The organism is Alcaligenes sp. NLF5-7 (assembly GCF_024266725.1).
In the GTDB taxonomy this organism is placed as follows: Bacteria; Pseudomonadota; Gammaproteobacteria; order Burkholderiales; family Burkholderiaceae_B; genus Alcaligenes; species Alcaligenes phenolicus.
On record NZ_CP100755.1, the window covers coordinates 3,834,909 to 3,851,440 of the forward strand.

19 protein-coding genes are annotated in these 16,532 nt (G+C 53.8%); 9 read left to right on the forward strand and 10 right to left on the reverse strand.

Going from position 1 to position 16,532, the window contains the following annotated elements; genetic code table 11:
• Positions 1-30: 30 nt before the first annotated feature.
• Both MID00_RS20690 and tetR(C) read right to left on the reverse strand, forming a co-directional pair.
• A complete protein-coding gene (locus MID00_RS20690; protein ID WP_061342203.1) occupies positions 31-345 on the reverse strand; it encodes a helix-turn-helix transcriptional regulator in 315 nt (104 codons plus the stop codon).
• A complete protein-coding gene (gene tetR(C) / locus MID00_RS17685; RefSeq protein ID WP_001038045.1) occupies positions 332-991 on the reverse strand; it encodes a tetracycline resistance transcriptional repressor TetR(C) in 660 nt (219 codons plus the stop codon). The genes MID00_RS20690 and tetR(C) overlap by 14 nt, the downstream gene beginning before the upstream one ends.
• 92 nt (positions 992-1,083) lie before the next feature.
• On the opposite strand from tetR(C), the gene tet(C) reads away from it, so the two are divergent.
• Positions 1,084-2,274: a tetracycline efflux MFS transporter Tet(C) gene (gene tet(C) / locus MID00_RS17690; protein WP_001297013.1), complete on the forward strand. Its 1,191-nt coding sequence runs from the start codon at positions 1,084-1,086 to the stop codon at positions 2,272-2,274.
• Between the two features lie 55 nt (positions 2,275-2,329).
• On the opposite strand, the gene MID00_RS20695 is transcribed toward tet(C), so the two are convergent.
• Positions 2,330-2,458 carry a type VI secretion protein gene (locus tag MID00_RS20695; RefSeq protein ID WP_001260374.1) on the reverse strand — a complete coding sequence of 43 codons (129 nt, stop codon included), beginning with the start codon at positions 2,456-2,458 and terminating at the stop codon, positions 2,330-2,332.
• Between the two features lie 265 nt (positions 2,459-2,723).
• Between MID00_RS20695 and MID00_RS17700 the strand changes: the two genes are divergently transcribed.
• Positions 2,724-3,002: a tyrosine-type recombinase/integrase gene (locus MID00_RS17700; protein ID WP_000015696.1), complete on the forward strand. Its 279-nt coding sequence runs from the start codon at positions 2,724-2,726 to the stop codon at positions 3,000-3,002.
• Positions 3,003-3,057: 55 nt separating this feature from the next.
• On the opposite strand, the gene MID00_RS17705 is transcribed toward MID00_RS17700, so the two are convergent.
• The 7 genes from MID00_RS17705 to MID00_RS17735 form a co-directional block, all read right to left on the reverse strand.
• Positions 3,058-3,762 (reverse strand): IS6-like element IS26 family transposase, encoded by a 705-nt coding sequence (locus tag MID00_RS17705; RefSeq protein WP_001067855.1) that lies wholly within the window; start codon positions 3,760-3,762, stop codon positions 3,058-3,060.
• Positions 3,763-3,878: 116 nt separating this feature from the next.
• On the reverse strand, positions 3,879-4,199 hold the full coding sequence (locus MID00_RS17710; protein ID WP_254499216.1) for an H-NS family nucleoid-associated regulatory protein: 321 nt from the start codon (positions 4,197-4,199) through the stop codon (positions 3,879-3,881).
• Between the two features lie 102 nt (positions 4,200-4,301).
• Positions 4,302-5,210, reverse strand: coding sequence for a hypothetical protein (locus MID00_RS17715; protein ID WP_254499217.1), 909 nt, complete (start codon positions 5,208-5,210; stop codon positions 4,302-4,304).
• A gap of 7 nt (positions 5,211-5,217) precedes the next feature.
• Positions 5,218-5,817, reverse strand: a complete 600-nt coding sequence (locus MID00_RS17720; protein ID WP_254499218.1) for a hypothetical protein — start codon at positions 5,815-5,817, stop codon at positions 5,218-5,220.
• Positions 5,818-5,840: 23 nt separating this feature from the next.
• Complete coding sequence (locus MID00_RS17725) at positions 5,841-6,590, reverse strand: DsbC family protein (protein ID WP_254499219.1); 750 nt, start codon at positions 6,588-6,590, stop codon at positions 5,841-5,843.
• Positions 6,591-6,611: 21 nt separating this feature from the next.
• A complete protein-coding gene (locus MID00_RS17730) occupies positions 6,612-7,100 on the reverse strand; it encodes a PH domain-containing protein (protein WP_254499220.1) in 489 nt (162 codons plus the stop codon).
• A 92-nt stretch (positions 7,101-7,192) separates the two neighbouring features.
• Positions 7,193-7,999, reverse strand: a complete 807-nt coding sequence (locus tag MID00_RS17735) for a SprT-like domain-containing protein (protein ID WP_254499221.1) — start codon at positions 7,997-7,999, stop codon at positions 7,193-7,195.
• A 479-nt stretch (positions 8,000-8,478) separates the two neighbouring features.
• Between MID00_RS17735 and MID00_RS20700 the strand changes: the two genes are divergently transcribed.
• The 7 genes from MID00_RS20700 to MID00_RS17765 all read left to right on the forward strand — a co-directional run bounded on the left by MID00_RS20700 (position 8,479) and on the right by MID00_RS17765 (position 16,507).
• Positions 8,479-8,838, forward strand: a complete 360-nt coding sequence (locus tag MID00_RS20700; protein ID WP_368044554.1) for a hypothetical protein — start codon at positions 8,479-8,481, stop codon at positions 8,836-8,838.
• A gap of 93 nt (positions 8,839-8,931) precedes the next feature.
• Entirely contained in the window at positions 8,932-9,198 is a 267-nt protein-coding gene (locus tag MID00_RS17740) for a CopG family ribbon-helix-helix protein (protein WP_115633686.1), read from the forward strand.
• Positions 9,198-9,473, forward strand: coding sequence for a type II toxin-antitoxin system RelE/ParE family toxin (locus MID00_RS17745; RefSeq protein WP_115633685.1), 276 nt, complete (start codon positions 9,198-9,200; stop codon positions 9,471-9,473). Before MID00_RS17740 ends, MID00_RS17745 begins: the two co-directional genes overlap by 1 nt.
• A 103-nt stretch (positions 9,474-9,576) precedes the next feature.
• On the forward strand, positions 9,577-9,795 hold the full coding sequence (locus tag MID00_RS17750) for an antitoxin MazE-like protein (protein ID WP_254499222.1): 219 nt from the start codon (positions 9,577-9,579) through the stop codon (positions 9,793-9,795).
• 542 nt (positions 9,796-10,337) lie between these two features.
• A complete protein-coding gene (locus MID00_RS17755; protein ID WP_254499223.1) occupies positions 10,338-13,571 on the forward strand; it encodes a DEAD/DEAH box helicase in 3,234 nt (1,077 codons plus the stop codon).
• Complete coding sequence (locus tag MID00_RS17760) at positions 13,568-14,374, forward strand: DUF4391 domain-containing protein (RefSeq protein WP_254499224.1); 807 nt, start codon at positions 13,568-13,570, stop codon at positions 14,372-14,374. The genes MID00_RS17755 and MID00_RS17760 overlap by 4 nt, the downstream gene beginning before the upstream one ends.
• Positions 14,375-14,383: 9 nt before the next feature.
• Positions 14,384-16,507, forward strand: coding sequence for a DUF262 domain-containing protein (locus MID00_RS17765; RefSeq protein WP_254499225.1), 2,124 nt, complete (start codon positions 14,384-14,386; stop codon positions 16,505-16,507).
• Positions 16,508-16,532 lie beyond the last annotated feature (25 nt).

Sequence of the window (16,532 nt, forward strand, 5' to 3'; positions counted from 1 at the left end):
AAACACGCAGCGATTTACCAAGGAGTTCGGCTAGGTCAATCCGCAATTCCCTTTGCCTGGCCGGAGATGCCGCGAGCAAACAATGTGTCCGGTCGCTACCAGATGGACTTTGTGGGCGGAGGATTGCACCAGACGCTTCAGCGCAGCGTCGTACGATGAATCGGAAGGCCCGGTAAGCAATTGAAGAACCGCTGACCACCTCCCATCCGACAATGCAAGGGTGCCCCGCTCCCAGCGCGACACGGTTGCCTGATCCACACCCATTAATTCAGCTAGGTGACTTTGCTTCATATGACGAAGCAACCGCGCCCTCCGCACCTGCCGCCCCCTGTCATTCGTCAACATTCTTCAGCACCTCAATGTCGTTCGTAGTGAGCCTCATTTTTTCAAGACCGCCGATGATGAGAGCCAGGCCTCGCTCGAATGCCGCGTCCGGACCGCCTTCGTAGACGATTTTCATCGCGCTCTGTAGGCGCGCCGGCATCGTAGACGCTGAGGTGGTCAACTGATCTTCGCCCCGCTCCTCGGCGTCTGCCTCGCTAGCTTGCTGCTCAAGAACAGCGCCGACGGTGAAGTAGCTGATTGCCATCAACGCATAGGTCGCGTCACCTGCCGAAAAGCCAGCATCGCAAAGGAAGCGAAGCTGCGCGTCGGCTTTTTCCATCTGCGGCGCGGCTGGCCGCGTCCCGGCATGAATACGCGCGCCATCGCGATAAGCGAGCAACGCCCGTCGAAAACTGCATGCATTGCCCTTCAGGAACGAACGCCAGTCGTCGTCATCCCTTGGCGTCGAATGCGTGTGATTTATCGTCAGCATGGCTTCGGCAAGTGCGTCGAGCAACGCACGCTTGTTCTTGAAATGCCAGTAGAGCGCTGGCTGTTGCACCCCGAGGCGCTCAGCCAGTCGGCGCGTCGTTAGACCTTCCATGCCCACGTCGTTAAGCAGTTCGAGCGCGGTTCGGATCACGGCCTCGCGTTGGAGCTTGTTCATTCGCGAATTCTCATGTTTGACAGCTTATCATCGATAAGCTTTAATGCGGTAGTTTATCACAGTTAAATTGCTAACGCAGTCAGGCACCGTGTATGAAATCTAACAATGCGCTCATCGTCATCCTCGGCACCGTCACCCTGGATGCTGTAGGCATAGGCTTGGTTATGCCGGTACTGCCGGGCCTCTTGCGGGATATCGTCCATTCCGACAGCATCGCCAGTCACTATGGCGTGCTGCTAGCGCTATATGCGTTGATGCAATTTCTATGCGCACCCGTTCTCGGAGCACTGTCCGACCGCTTTGGCCGCCGCCCAGTCCTGCTCGCTTCGCTACTTGGAGCCACTATCGACTACGCGATCATGGCGACCACACCCGTCCTGTGGATCCTCTACGCCGGACGCATCGTGGCCGGCATCACCGGCGCCACAGGTGCGGTTGCTGGCGCCTATATCGCCGACATCACCGATGGGGAAGATCGGGCTCGCCACTTCGGGCTCATGAGCGCTTGTTTCGGCGTGGGTATGGTGGCAGGCCCCGTGGCCGGGGGACTGTTGGGCGCCATCTCCTTGCATGCACCATTCCTTGCGGCGGCGGTGCTCAACGGCCTCAACCTACTACTGGGCTGCTTCCTAATGCAGGAGTCGCATAAGGGAGAGCGTCGACCGATGCCCTTGAGAGCCTTCAACCCAGTCAGCTCCTTCCGGTGGGCGCGGGGCATGACTATCGTCGCCGCACTTATGACTGTCTTCTTTATCATGCAACTCGTAGGACAGGTGCCGGCAGCGCTCTGGGTCATTTTCGGCGAGGACCGCTTTCGCTGGAGCGCGACGATGATCGGCCTGTCGCTTGCGGTATTCGGAATCTTGCACGCCCTCGCTCAAGCCTTCGTCACTGGTCCCGCCACCAAACGTTTCGGCGAGAAGCAGGCCATTATCGCCGGCATGGCGGCCGACGCGCTGGGCTACGTCTTGCTGGCGTTCGCGACGCGAGGCTGGATGGCCTTCCCCATTATGATTCTTCTCGCTTCCGGCGGCATCGGGATGCCCGCGTTGCAGGCCATGCTGTCCAGGCAGGTAGATGACGACCATCAGGGACAGCTTCAAGGATCGCTCGCGGCTCTTACCAGCCTAACTTCGATCATTGGACCGCTGATCGTCACGGCGATTTATGCCGCCTCGGCGAGCACATGGAACGGGTTGGCATGGATTGTAGGCGCCGCCCTATACCTTGTCTGCCTCCCCGCGTTGCGTCGCGGTGCATGGAGCCGGGCCACCTCGACCTGAATGGAAGCCGGCGGCACCTCGCTAACGGATTCACCACTCCAAGAATTGGAGCCAATCAATTCTTGCGGAGAACTGTGAATGCGCAAACCAACCCTTGGCAGAACATATCCATCGCGTCCGCCATCTCCAGCAGCCGCACGCGGCGCATCTCGGGCAGCGTTGGGTCCTGGCCACGGGTGCGCATGATCGTGCTCCTGTCGTTGAGGACCCGGCTAGGCTGGCGGGGTTGCCTTACTGGTTAGCAGAATGAATCACCGATACGCGAGCGAACGTGAAGCGACTGCTGCTGCAAAACGTCTGCGACCTGAGCAACAACATGAATGGTCTTCGGTTTCCGTGTTTCGTAAAGTCTGGAAACGCGGAAGTCCCCTACGTGCTGCTGAAGTTGCCCGCAACAGAGAGTGGAACCAACCGGTGATACCACGATACTATGACTGAGAGTCAACGCCATGAGCGGCCTCATTTCTTATTCTGAGTTACAACAGTCCGCACCGCTGCCGGTAGCTATTGACTATCCGGCTGCACTAGCCCTGCGTCAGATGGCTCTGATCCAAGGCAAACTGCCAAAATATCTGCTGGCACCGGAAGTCAGCGCCCTGCACCATTATGTTCCGGATCTGCATCGCAGGATGCTGCTGGCTACCCTGTGGAACACCTACATCTGTATTAACGAAGCGCTGGCATTGACCCTGAGTGATTTTTCTCTGGTGCCGCCTTATCACTGTTGAAGGGGCACTGTTGCAAAGTTAGCGATGAGGCAGCCTTTTGTCTTATTCAAAGGCCTTACATTTCAAAAACTCTGCTTACCAGGCGCATTTCGCCCAGGGGATCACCATAATAAAATGCTGAGGCCTGGCCTTTGCGTAGTGCACGCATCACCTCAATACCTTTGATGGTGGCGTAAGCCGTCTTCATGGATTTAAATCCCAGCGTGGCGCCGATTATCCGTTTCAGTTTGCCATGATCGCATTCAATCACGTTGTTCCGGTACTTAATCTGTCGGTGTTCAACGTCAGACGGGCACCGGCCTTCGCGTTTGAGCAGAGCAAGCGCGCGACCATAGGCGGGCGCTTTATCCGTGTTGATGAATCGCGGGATCTGCCACTTCTTCACGTTGTTGAGGATTTTACCCAGAAACCGGTATGCAGCTTTGCTGTTACGACGGGAGGAGAGATAAAAATCGACAGTGCGGCCCCGGCTGTCGACGGCCCGGTACAGATACGCCCAGCGGCCATTGACCTTCACGTAGGTTTCATCCATGTGCCACGGGCAAAGATCGGAAGGGTTACGCCAGTACCAGCGCAGCCGTTTTTCCATTTCAGGCGCATAACGCTGAACCCAGCGGTAAATCGTGGAGTGATCGACATTCACTCCGCGTTCAGCCAGCATCTCCTGCAGCTCACGGTAACTGATGCCGTATTTGCAGTACCAGCGTACGGCCCACAGAATGATGTCACGCTGAAAATGCCGGCCTTTGAATGGGTTCATGTGCAGCTCCATCAGCAAAAGGGGATGATAAGTTTATCACCACCGACTATTTGCAACAGTGCCCTAAATCGTGAGGTGCACCGCTGTCAACTAGTCGCACTAAAAATCGCATTGGCTCAACCATTTTTAACTGCAAAGTCTTCACGGGAACGGCCTTCCGATTCAATTTGCTTGATCCATGTCGGCGTGCGTCCTCTACCAGTCCACGTATGACCATCTGGGTGTTGATACCTGATTTTCGATACTGCTTTCGTCTTTAACGGGTTTTTGTGAAACGCCTGGGCAATATCTTCAAGTGTCAGGTCGTGCTCCTTCATCAAGCGAAGCATATCGCTGATTACTTTAGATCTTGTTTTCTGCTTCAATTTATCGGCATCACGTTGTAGTCGAGCAATTTCATTTTGTATTTCGGTGATGGAGTTGAATTCTTTTCTCATGCGTTCCTCTTTATTATCTCTCAACCGGCGAAACTGAGAGGTGGCCTTTCTAACGTGGATGTTGTCCAGGCACCAGCAGCCTGGCTAACTTTTTTTCTGGAGTTAGAACAACGACATCACAACAATGAATGACATTCCGATCATGATGGTTTTCTGTACGCCACTTACAAGTTCGACCTTTTCGATTGAACCAGTTGAGTAGTTGCGAAAAAGCGCCGTAATAAACGACATCAAGATAAGGGTAACAAAAGCAGTTGATATCGCAAAAATGATCGCTCTTAAATTGCCCATGCTGACGCCAGATCCAGATGCAAATCCTTGCTCCAGGCTTTCGGTTAAAGGCAGGCAGCCTTCACCCTCACGGATACACGGATCGACAGGTGGCCGGTAGGTGCCACCTTGATCAGGGTTTGGTCGAATGATGTCGTCAACAGGATCGCCGTTATTGCCCGTAGGTGGGCCATTCCGTATTCGGTCAGCCATTTTGCAAATGGTTGTCCCATTTATATCCGCAAAGCCGTTGCAACTGCCTGAGTTGATCATTTTCTGGCAGTTTCCGATCCCGAGTTGCACGCACGCTAGAACCATATCACCATCGACTTCTCGGCCATCGAACGTTCCCAGCCCCGCAAGTGTCTTCGGTGCTTGTGCTTGCATGGCTTTAGTGGTCAGTTTTGACCAGGCATCTACTTGCTCCTGTAACCCCCATGTCCTGAACTCCTCGGGAGATACCTTGGCATATTTTTGAATATTGGTTTTATTCATTTGCAAAATGCCTGAGCAGCATGAGCCATTGTAAACATCTAGTTGTCCGCCACCTGATTCGAACATAGCCAAGCGTCCAACGGCATCTGCATTGGCTTTTAGCCACGGACTGGCATGTGGAGAATTTTTTATCGCTTGGGCAACTTGCTCAGCAGTGACAAGGGTTGCAGCAATAGTGACAACTGAGAAAGTAAAGCCAAGGAAAGACCATACTAACTTTTTAAAGTGATAAAAGTTCCTGAACATGCTTTTTCTACCGTAATGTCAATTTGCGATCGCATGCCGGTACGTGTTTTCCGTGCTGGATAACTCGGAAATGTGCCGTCATATTTTTTTCGTCAAATGCAAATTCTGTTTGATTGACATCGCCAGGGTGGTCAGGTGGAAAGGGATAGAGATGACAATAGTTTTGAAACTCTTGAGTGTGCGACTGAGAGCCTTGAAATTCTGTCACTCGCAATGGGCATGTCTCGTACATGTCTTCAATCCCACTGCCATTACCAGGCTCAACGCATCCTGGTGTTCCAGCTGAACTAAAGATTGAAAATGTGTACTGCACACCTTGATTCGTAACTGAGCTAACTAAGATGAAAGAAGGCAATTTTGTTCCGTCATCGTCTAGGGGGGCAGAGTTGATTTCTTTATTCCAGACGGTTCTTGCTAGGTTCATATCTGCACGCGATACATCAGGAACATTTATTCTGCCGTAATTAAATGAAGCTATAGCCATGGGCCGCCATCGCAGATGATCTGTTGTGTCATCCTTAAGGTTCATGCTAGTTTGGGCCAGTGTTGCATTTGTACTGGCCAACGTGATGGCAATTGCTAGAATTGACGCTGTGCTTATTTTCATTTCCTATTTCCTTAGCGTGATTTTTAAGAGGCATCTAATTCTGCAATAAATTGCTCTGGAGGTGTTGCTCCAACTAGCCGCTTTCCGTTGCCCAATATAACTGTAGGTGTGTTAGCAATATTGTTTGCTTCTCCAAACTTTAGAATCTCCACGAGCCCAGTGATGTCGCAATCTTCACGACCGTCTATGTTTCGTCCATTCATGACCATGTTCCAGGCAGTGTTTCGATCTGGCGAGCACCAGGCTTTGCGGGCGATTGGGGCCGATTGAGGGTCAATAACGGGAAAGATAAAACGATAGACCGTCACGTTTTCCAGTTGATCGACGAATTTTGTGAACACGCGGCAGATGGGGCAGAGCGGGTCCTCAAAAACAGCCATCTTGCGTTGTCCATTGCCATGAACTTCCACGATAGCTTGGCTTAGCGGTAGTGATTCCCATGGAATCGTGTTGAGCTTCTCCAGGGCTGGTGCGGTCACATCGCGGCGGTCTTTCATGTCCATGAGGGCCCCCCCAACAAATGCGTACCGTCCGGTCGAATCGCTATAGAAAATTTCGTTGCCACTGACGACCTGGTACATGCCGGGAATAGGTGTAGTGGAGATGCTATCGATCGGTACAGACCCTTGCGTGTGCTGCTCGATGGCAGCTTGTACGTCAGGCGGTACTCCCTGAGCCCACGATGCTGTGGCCAGGCCCAGGCCAAGGCCAAGGCTTGCGCTGGCAACGAGTCGCATCAGCAGAGGAGAACGAGAAGAGGTAGGCGCGATCATTGTTTGGCAAGTTCCTGGTTTTCAGTAATCAAAGGCGCGTACGCCACGGGCTACGCGGCAATGTTCTACCGCGTCACGAAGAAGTTGGGATACGTGCTGTGGGCTGGTAATAGCGCTCAAGTGGACTGTTGGCGTTGAGACGTCGGTGGTTTGCAAAATGACGCGGCCACGGCCAAATAATGCTTGAAGGAGAGTGCCCGAAACGGCTATGTCCTTGACCCGATACAACTCCAGGGTTTCAACATGCTTGACGATGATTCCGCTGTATTCAAGCAAGCGCTGGTTCGTTAGCTCATACCGATGATTGGCAACTTTAAGATATCGGTATATCGCCCATAGGACAGGAATGACTGTCCAGCAAAACAGGATGGCGACAATGAACCAGCCGAGATTGACCAGCTGGCCTTCTGTGCCCGCCCAAATAAGTTCTGTCTCTCGCGTAGAAGCAGGAGGCGCAATGTGGCTGGCAGCAGCCTGCGATAGTGGAGGAGGGGTGTCGAATGGGTCCATGTGGCCACTGTAGGGCCGCATGAAGTGTGTGTCTGTTCAAACCCTTGGGCACATAACCGAGGGTTTCGACTTGACAAGCCTTTAAATCAATTCTAGGCCGATTCGCTGTTGGCGTTTAGTCGAGCGGCGTCCGGCGATGTGAATGTGCTTTCACAGGATCCGCAGATAATCTTCAACTTTGGTTTACCCCAGACGCTTGTGCCGCATGGGCAGACGTACTTCCATCGGTTTGAATTGCCGGTGGGTTTTACCGGCATACTCTCGTCGCTCTGGGCGGCGTTGCTCGTGGAGGCGGCACCGGATGTCAACGCTTGAGTGAGCGCTGGAAGTGCGATGTATGGAGGAGCCCCACCTCCTACTGAGCTGTCCAAGTTCTCAGCGGCGCTACGAGGTGCGTCAGCATGTGAGAAGCGATCGTACCAGGTCAGACAGAATGACTGGGTGAGCAGATCGGCGCACGCTTTCACAAATTTGCCATCCTCAATCGCATAATCAGCCATGAGTTGGCCAGTACGAGCGCCACCAGGTTGGCCAGTCGAAGATGGCATCAGTCCAATCGCCTCCATTTTCGAGGCCCACTCTTCATTGTGATACCTGCCACGCCCAGGCTTACCGAAATGGAATTGCCAGAGATGGCACATTTCATGTACCAAAGTTTGCATGGTTTCGATCAAGGGCACGACGGCAAAGTAGGCCGGGTTCATCGCTATTTCGTCTGTATAGGTGCCTTGAGCATCTACAAATCGCTGGCTTGAGAAATAGCCCATTGAGCGTTTCTCGCGTTGCAAAGTAATCAAACAGTTAGGCAACCTACCGTCGAATAGGGCGGTATTAAAATGATCGTAGGCTTGTTGCAGCTCGGTATATGTTTGATGGGTCGGTACCGTTTTCGTGTTCATAGCGGTTCTGAAGTATGAATTTGTATTGCACAATACAATAACTTTAAAGGTTTTCAACTATGGTCTGGCTATGAATACAGCTCTTTGAGAAAGCAAAGAGCCCTCCGGTTTCAGTAATGAAATCAGAGGGTAAGTATCATACTGAGTAGAGGGTCTTTACCTCGACGAGAGTGGAGACCATCAGGAGATTTTCGGGGTCTACCTTGACTGGCACGTGAGTGTAACCAGCGTCCAGTAATGCGTATAGCCGATGTCGACCATCCATAATTCTTGTACGTCCTCCACGGAATGTCAGCCAAGGCATATAGAGAGTTTCGTTGTTCGCTACTGAGGCCACAGCTCTGTCGTACTTGCTTGGTTTATATGTCTTGTCTGAAACTCGGTCTGCTTTGACTGTGCACCATATGGGATCCCCATCTAACGCCTGAGTGAGCAGATCCAGGCTTATTGTTAAGGTTTGGGCTGTGTCATGTTCCGAGATGGGGTGGTATCTTTCATACTCGCGACGTGGAGGGGGAGGGGGGTATGGAGGAACTAACTCCTCTAATGAATATAATCGACTCATACTATTGACTCCTGGTTTTCCTAGCCTAGAAGGGAGGTTGAATTTGTTGCAAAAAGCCGAAGTGTGCAATCCTAAAATTAGAGCGGAAGCATTACGAGACTCGCATGGGGCTACCGCCTACAATCAATGGCTTGCCGCTGAGATTACCGACTCTTTGGAAGACAGTCGACCTAGTGTGCCACATGATGTGGTGATGGCTAGGATGGGTACCCGCACTTTGCACCGTAATGCTGGAGCTGCGCGTGACTTCTGGGGTATTGTCAAGCAACCTTGATCGATTGAGTTTTAATCGTTATGATTAAAATATATTTTTTACGTTGGGCTAGGTACTCGGTTTGACAACTCGAGTCTCGATTGGAGGTGTTATATGACAGCAGCAACTAAGGTACTTACCGCACATGTACCGCTTCCGTTGGCTACCAAGGTAGACCAGATGGCTGCTCGTCTTGATCGCTCGCGTGGCTGGATCATGAAGCAGGCTCTTTCAGCCTGGATAGCCCAAGAAGAGGAGCGCACGAGACTGACCCAAGAGGCGTTGGTTGATGTCGACAAGGGTTGTGTCATTGACCACCAAGCTGTACAGGCTTGGGCTGAGAGTCTTGGTACTGAGCAGCAGTTGCCACTGCCACGCTGATGAAATTAAAGTGGACTAGTAAGGCGCTTTCTGATTTAGAGCGCCTGTATGAGTTTTTGGCCGTGGTGAATAAACCTGCTGCTGCTCGTGCCGTGCAAAAACTGACCAAGGCCCCGAGCATTTTACTGAGCAATCCACGCATTGGTGAGCAGCTCTTTATGTTTGAGCCACGTGAGGTAAGGCGAATTCTGGTCGGAGAGTATGAAATTCGTTATGAGCTTCAGGATTCGTTTATCTACGTGCTTCGGATATGGCACACCAGAGAAAATCGTTAAACTGCTTCTCGTAGACTACGACCTTAAAGGATATCCAGTAATTGTCAGACTTCCCGTTTCACGCAATGAGAGGTTGCCGCACTCTGGGTCTAAGGTATTTAAGATGGCAAACGTACACGCAAGAGTTCAGAAGAAGTGTGTTTTGCTCCGGCGGGCTGGGTTGCGCCCAGTGCAACTCTGGGTGCCTGACACACGTCAGCCTAGCTTTGCGAAGGTATGCTTTCTTCAGGCGCAAATAGCAGCCAAGGCAGATAAGGTTGATGTGGGTACAGAACATCTAATGGATAAGGCTCTAGCTGATCTGAATAGCTGGACAGAATGATACGTGGGAATCGCTAGTAATACTGATTGTGAGGAGGGTTAAGGCAGATGAAGTATGCTTTGAAACTAGCACGACATGGAAGTATTTTTCTTGCTCGAGTGACATGGATAGGAGCCACGCTACTAGTTGATTTCTTACTGTTGTTAATTAATTCAAGTAGCAAGGAAACTGGAAATAATTTGGCCGCACCAGATGTTCCTGACCCGCTGGATCGGTTAGATCCTAGTTGGGAGTTCTACTGGGGTGATCGTGAGTGATTGAGCGTAATTTTTACTAACGCAGGTTTGAGATGGCAGGAATCGGTTAGTCAAGACGTCAGGGTCTCCTTGCCAGGCGGAATTCAAGCGGCAGTCACTATTATGGGCTCGGCACTCACAATCAGTAAACTTCGTGACAGTATTAAATAGCCCTAACGTCGTACCTTTGGCTGATTTTAAGTAAGATGCGCATCGGTACAGAATCTCTCGCACTACGCTTTACAGGTATGCAGGAGGTGATTCCTCCTCGCGAAAAAAAATATTTAGAAGTGAGCGAAGGCGTTCATGAAGCTAATCCAAAACATCGGAACACAGCGCGTCATCGACTTGATGAGGCCTCACCTCAAGCACGGCAACCGACTCGACTGTGTAACGCCTTCTTTTTCTCTCTACGCCTTTGCAGAAATCCGGGAGGCGTTGTCCGCTCTGGATCGAGTTCAATTGATCGTGCCTCCTGATAGCGAGGCACTCGAACTCTTGGGTACGGAGGGCGACCGCGCTGCGCGTAATCGTTTGCAGGCACGCTGGTTGGCCAATCAATGCGCGAAATGGATCACTGAGAAAGTGGAGCTTCGGTGGGCATCAAAAGGGGTGCCGCAGGGGGCTGCCGTCATGCGCGGGCCGGACGGGGCTCCTGCGCAAGTGATTCTGGGTTCTTTTGCTTTCAACACGTCTGGCCTTGGCCTGACGCCGGGCAACCCGCTGAACCTGATCCAGGCATCAGAAACGGTTGACGAAGCCACGCAGCTCGCCCAATGGTTTGATCACCAGTGGTCAGGCTTGCATGGTGCTGATGCTACCGACTACAAAGGCCAGCGCAACGAGAGCGAGTCCATCCTTGAAGCACTGCAGGCCCTAGGTGAGCACCGCGATCCCTTCACCATCTACACCTTGATGTTGGACCGCTTGTTTCAAGACAGCGGTGACGAGATGGACGAGGAGCGCATCGTCAAGTCTGCCACCGGCATTCGCAATGCCGTAGTGTGGAAAAAGCTGTTCAAGTTTCAGCGCGATGGTGTGGTGGGTGCCATCGACAAGCTGAACCGCTTTGGCGGCTGCATCATCGCCGACAGTGTAGGGCTGGGTAAAACCTTTGAAGCTCTGGCCATCATCAAGTATCACGAGCTGCGCAACGACCGCGTTCTGGTGCTGGCGCCCAAACGCCTGCGCGACAACTGGACGCTCTACAAGGCCAACGACAAGCGCAACATCCTTGCGGCAGACCGGTTCAACTACGACGTGCTCAACCACACCGATCTGTCGCGTGATGGCGGCCTGTCGGGTGACATCGACCTGTCTCATGTGAACTGGGGCAACTATGATCTGGTGGTGATCGACGAGTCGCACAACTTCCGCAACAAGGCCACGCATAAGGGCAAGGAATCGCGCTACGACCGCCTGATGCGATGCATCATCCGTGAAGGCGTCAAGACCCGCGTGCTGATGCTCTCGGCCACGCCGGTGAACAATCGCTTGGCCGACCTGCGCAACCAGATTGCCTTCGCCACTGAAGGCGATGACGCCGCCCTGATCGAGCATGGCATCGCCAGCATTGAGGCCACGACCCGCAAGGCACAGGCGCAATTCAATCGCTGGCTGGCGCTGGACGAAGCTGAAAAGACTCCCGGTCAGTTGGTAGAAATGCTGGGGTTCGACTACTTCACCCTGTTGGACCATCTCACCATTGCCCGCTCTAGACGGCATGTGGAGAAGTATTACGGTACCAGTGAGACCGGCCGCTTCCCCGACCGGCTGCCGCCCATCAATATCAAGGCCGACGTGGATCTTGCGGGCGAATTTCGTGCCATCCGCGATATCAACCAGGAAATCCGTCGGCTCACGCTCGCCAGCTACGCGCCGCTGCGTTATGTGCTGCCCCACAAGCAGGCCGCCTACGACGCCAAATACAGCACCCAGGTGCGTGGTGGCGAAGGTTTTTTCCGGCAAGCCGATCGTGAGGAAAGCCTGATCCACCTGCTGCGCGTGAACGTGCTTAAACGCATGGAAAGCTGTGTATCGGCCTTCACCCTGACCGTGCAGCGCCAACTCAAGGATGTAGAGAACACACTGGCACGCATCGAATCCCACGCCGAAGCGCTGGAGGAAATCGACATTGCCGACGTCGATATCGACGATCCGGCGTTTGAGACCTTGCTGGTCGGTCGTAAAGTCAAGGTGCTGCTGGGCGATGTGGATCTGATCCGCTGGAAGCAGGACCTACTGGAAGACCGCAACCGCCTGGCGACTCTGCTGGCTGCAGCGCGCCAAGTGGATGCCGCCCGTGATGCCAAGCTGGCGGCCTTGCGCGACATGATTGCCCGCAAATGCGCCGAACCCATCAACACCCACGATGGTAAAGCCAACCGCAAGATCATTGTGTTCACCGCCTTCTCGGATACGGCGCACTATCTCTACGCCCAACTTGCCCCCTGGGCCAGGGATAAGCAGGGCATGCACGCAGCGGTCGTCACCGGCAGCTCCGGCATCCAGTCCACCTTGCCAGGTCTGCGCAAGAACATGGGAGACGTGCTCTCAGCCTTCGCACCGCGCGCCAAGGAGCGCCCGCAAGACCTGGCGGATGAAGGCGAAATCGACTTGCTGATCGCCACCGATTGCATCTCTGAAGGGCAGAACCTGCAGGACTGCGACTGGCTGATTAACTATGACATTCACTGGAACCCGGTGCGCATTATCCAGCGCTTCGGGCGTATCGACCGCATCGGTTCGCCCAACCAGCGCATCCAGCTCGTGAACTTCTGGCCCAATATGGAGTTGGAGGAGTACATCAACCTGGAGCAGCGCGTCAGCGGCCGCATGGTGCTGCTCGATGTCTCGGCCACCGGCGAAGAAAACCTGATCGAGCAACAGTCCGGCAACGCCATGAACGATCTGGAGTACCGGCGCAAGCAACTGCTCAAGCTGCAGGACACGGTGATCGACATGGAAGACCTGTCCACCGGCGTGGCGATCACCGACCTCACCCTGACCGACTTCCGCATCGACCTCGCGCAGTACCTGAAAGCGCACCCCGGTAAGCTGGACACCCAGCCGCTGGGTGCTTTTGCGGTCACCACCACGCTGGATGCCGACATTTCCCCTGGTGTGATCTTTTGCCTGCAAGCCTGCGGCCCGACGGCAAAATCCGCCGCATCGTCCGACTATCCGCTCGCGCCGCACTACCTGGTGCACGTCGGCGATGATGGCCACGTGTTGCTGCCTTACCCGCAGGCTAAACGCATCCTGGATCGCCTCAAGCGCCTGGCGTTGGGGCGCGAACGGCCGGATGGCAGTGCCTGCGCACGTTTCGACAAGTTAACCAAAGGCGGCGAGGACATGCGCCACGCCCAGAAGTTACTCGCTGCGGCTGTGGCCTCCGTCGCCGGGAAGCAAGAGGAACGGGCCGTGGCTAGCCTGTTTACGCCCGGTGGCACGCACGCGATGAAAGGCGAGTTCGCTGGCAGTGGTGATTTTGAGGTGGTGGCATTTCTCGTCGTGCTGCCGGAAAGGGAGGCAGCATGACGGTCATCGACGCGTACGCCGTTATCCAGGCATTGGGCTTGCCCGACAGTTGCCGGGTAGAGCAGCGCGTTCCCAAGAAACTGTTATTGGAGAATGGCGTGCCTACGGCATCCGATAAACGCTTGATCACCGATGCCATTGAAGAAATCCAGTGGTTCGCTGCGCTCAAACCCAACACTATCGGCGTGCCTGACTACCGGGACTCGCAGCGCGAGTACCTTGAGATCGCAGTACTGGTTGTAACCTTGCGGGGTACCGTCAAACCCGCCAGTTGTTCGAGACTGGCTGAACTGGTGCACCGTGCGGTGCCTTATCCGGTGCTGTTGCTGTTGGTTGAAGGACAAACGGTGGCTTTGTCCCTGGCCCACAAGCGCTGGGCGCAGAACGAAGCCAGCAAAGTGGTGCTCGACGGCAGCCTGACGTCGACCTTGCTATTCCACGCAACCGCCGATGCCACGGCGACCGATGCCGCTGCACGCTCCGAAGCCGAGCATGCCTTCGTGCAGTCCTTGTCGATTGCACACCAACCCAAGACCTCGTTGCACGCTCTCTATCAAGGCTGGATGGATTGTGTGCAGGCCCTGCAGGCTGCGCAGTGGACAGGAAACTACCGAACCACGGCAACGCCGGAGCAGGCTGTGGCGCGTCGGCAGGCATTGGCTGATTGCGAGCGGCTTGAAGCCGAGATCAGCCGCCTGCGGGCACAAGGCACGAAGGAAAGGCAGATGGCACGCCAAGTCGAAATCAATCTCCAGTTAAAAGCACTGTTGGCCGAGCGTCAGCGGATCGCTCAATATCTCTGAGGAATAGAAGTGAAGGCCACCGAAACCAACCTGCTCAAGTTCTTGAAGAAATCTCCGCAGTTTGTCATTCCCATATATCAGCGCAATTACTCCTGGACGGAAGCCCAATGCCAACAGCTGTGGTCAGATTTGCTGAGGTCGGGTCGTGACGAGCAGATTAATGGCCATTTCATCGGTTCCATCGTTTATGTGGAGCGAGGTCTGTCCACCGTCACTACTCAGGAAGCGCTGCTGGTCATCGACGGACAACAACGCCTTACCACGTGCACCTTGTTGATTGCAGCACTGGCCAAGCACTTTGAGGCCAATCAGCTGCCTGAACTGCTGGACAGTTTCTCCGCGCGAAAGCTGCACAATTACTATCTCCTCAATCCTGAAGAGGACGGCGAGCGCCACTACAAACTCATTCTGTCGGAAACTGATAAGAAGACGTTGTTGGCCATCATCAAGTCCGCACCGATGCCTGCGGAGATCAGTACCCGCATAGAGCAGAACTACACGCTCTTTCAGGCGCTGATAAGCAAGCATCAGGACGAGCTCAAAGCCATCTGCCAAGGGTTGGCCAAATTGCTCATCGTCGAAGTGTCGCTCGATCGTGCTCAGGATAATCCCCAGCTCATCTTCGAGAGCATGAATTCCACCGGCCTTGAGCTCAGTCAGGCTGATCTGATTCGTAACTACATCCTGATGGGGTTGGAGCCAAAGCTCCAGACTGAGCTTTACCAGAGTTACTGGCGGCCGATGGAAAAATCGTTTGGTCAGAAGGCCTACGTGACGCACTTCGATCCCTTTATGCGTCACTATCTCACCGTCAAAACAGGTGAGATTCCCAACGTGCGCGAAGTGTATGCCGCCTTCAAGGCTTTCGCTCGCGCCAGCCAGCTTGATACCACTGCGCTTGTTGCTGATATCCACGCTTATGCCAGCTACTACTGCGCCATGGCGCTTGGTGCGGAAACGACGTCGAAGCTAAAAGAGGCTTTTCACGATCTGCGTGAGCTGAAGGTAGACGTAGCCTATCCCTTCCTGCTTGATGTCTATCACGACTATAAACAAGCACGCTTGGCTGCGGACGAATTGGTGAGCATTGTTCGCTTAGTTGAAAGCTACGTGTTTCGCCGCGCCATCTGCGCCATTCCTACCAACTCGCTGAACAAAACCTTCTCAGGTCTAAGCCGGACACTGAAAAAAGACCGTTATCTGGAGAGTGTGCGAGCGGCGTTTCTGTTGTTGCCGTCCTATCGACGCTTCCCTGGGGACGAGGAGTTCCATCGTGAACTCAAACAACGTGATTTGTACAACTTCCGCAGTCGTAGCTATTGGTTGCGTCGTCTTGAAAACCACGGGCGCAAAGAGCGAATCGTGGTTGAGGACTACACCATCGAGCACATTTTGCCTCAGAACGAAGTACTGTCACCAGCGTGGCAGGCGGAGCTCGGCCCCGATTGGAAACAGACTCAGCAGAAGTATTTGCACACCTTGGGAAATCTCACTTTGACGGGATATAACAGCGAGTATAGCGACTATCCATTTTCCTACAAGCGGGATCAGGTCATCAATGCCGATGGCAAGAAAATTGGCTTCAAGTACAGCGCCCTCAACATCAACGAAGGGTTGGGTGAGGTGGAAAAGTGGGATGAAGCAGCCATCCATGCACGCGCCGAACGCCTTGCTAGAGACGCCGCCAAAGTATGGGCTGCACCGCAATTGGATAGCAGTATTCTTGATGCCTATCGCCCTTCGGCAACCAACGCAGGGCAGCACTACAGCATCGACGATCATCCGCACCTGACCAGCGGCAGCATTCGCACACTGTTTGACGCCTTGCGCAAAGAAATTCTGGAGTTGGACCCGTGCATCTACGAGGAATACCTCAAACTCTACGTCGCCTATAAGGCAGAGACAAACTTCGTGGATGTTGTCCCTCAAGCCAGACGCTTGCGTCTGTCACTAAATATGCCATTCAGCGAGATTGATGATCCCAAAGGGCTGTGCACAGATGTCACCAACCTTGGTCGTTGGGGCAATGGCGACGTGGAAGTCGGCTTGTCCACCCTGGATGAACTTCCCTACGTTATGGGCCTGATTCGCCAGTCTTTTGATCGTCAGATGGGCGACCCGCAGGATGCCTGATATCAAAGAATATCTAGTTTGAGGA

Coding starts and splice junctions, on each gene's coding strand:
- MID00_RS20690 (WP_061342203.1), bottom strand. CDS start 345: ATGTTGACGAATGACAGGGGGCGGCAGGTGCGGAGGGCGCGGTTGCTT.
- MID00_RS20695 (WP_001260374.1), bottom strand. CDS start 2,458: ATGCGCACCCGTGGCCAGGACCCAACGCTGCCCGAGATGCGCCGCGTG.
- MID00_RS17700 (WP_000015696.1), top strand. CDS start 2,724: ATGAGCGGCCTCATTTCTTATTCTGAGTTACAACAGTCCGCACCGCTG.
- MID00_RS17705 (WP_001067855.1), bottom strand. CDS start 3,762: ATGAACCCATTCAAAGGCCGGCATTTTCAGCGTGACATCATTCTGTGG.
- MID00_RS17710 (WP_254499216.1), bottom strand. CDS start 4,199: ATGAGAAAAGAATTCAACTCCATCACCGAAATACAAAATGAAATTGCT.
- MID00_RS17715 (WP_254499217.1), bottom strand. CDS start 5,210: ATGTTCAGGAACTTTTATCACTTTAAAAAGTTAGTATGGTCTTTCCTT.
- MID00_RS17720 (WP_254499218.1), bottom strand. CDS start 5,817: ATGAAAATAAGCACAGCGTCAATTCTAGCAATTGCCATCACGTTGGCC.
- MID00_RS17725 (WP_254499219.1), bottom strand. CDS start 6,590: ATGATCGCGCCTACCTCTTCTCGTTCTCCTCTGCTGATGCGACTCGTT.
- MID00_RS17730 (WP_254499220.1), bottom strand. CDS start 7,100: ATGGACCCATTCGACACCCCTCCTCCACTATCGCAGGCTGCTGCCAGC.
- MID00_RS17735 (WP_254499221.1), bottom strand. CDS start 7,999: ATGAACACGAAAACGGTACCGACCCATCAAACATATACCGAGCTGCAA.
- MID00_RS20700 (WP_368044554.1), top strand. CDS start 8,479: ATGGGGTGGTATCTTTCATACTCGCGACGTGGAGGGGGAGGGGGGTAT.
- MID00_RS17740 (WP_115633686.1), top strand. CDS start 8,932: ATGACAGCAGCAACTAAGGTACTTACCGCACATGTACCGCTTCCGTTG.
- MID00_RS17745 (WP_115633685.1), top strand. CDS start 9,198: ATGAAATTAAAGTGGACTAGTAAGGCGCTTTCTGATTTAGAGCGCCTG.
- MID00_RS17750 (WP_254499222.1), top strand. CDS start 9,577: ATGGCAAACGTACACGCAAGAGTTCAGAAGAAGTGTGTTTTGCTCCGG.
- MID00_RS17755 (WP_254499223.1), top strand. CDS start 10,338: ATGAAGCTAATCCAAAACATCGGAACACAGCGCGTCATCGACTTGATG.
- MID00_RS17760 (WP_254499224.1), top strand. CDS start 13,568: ATGACGGTCATCGACGCGTACGCCGTTATCCAGGCATTGGGCTTGCCC.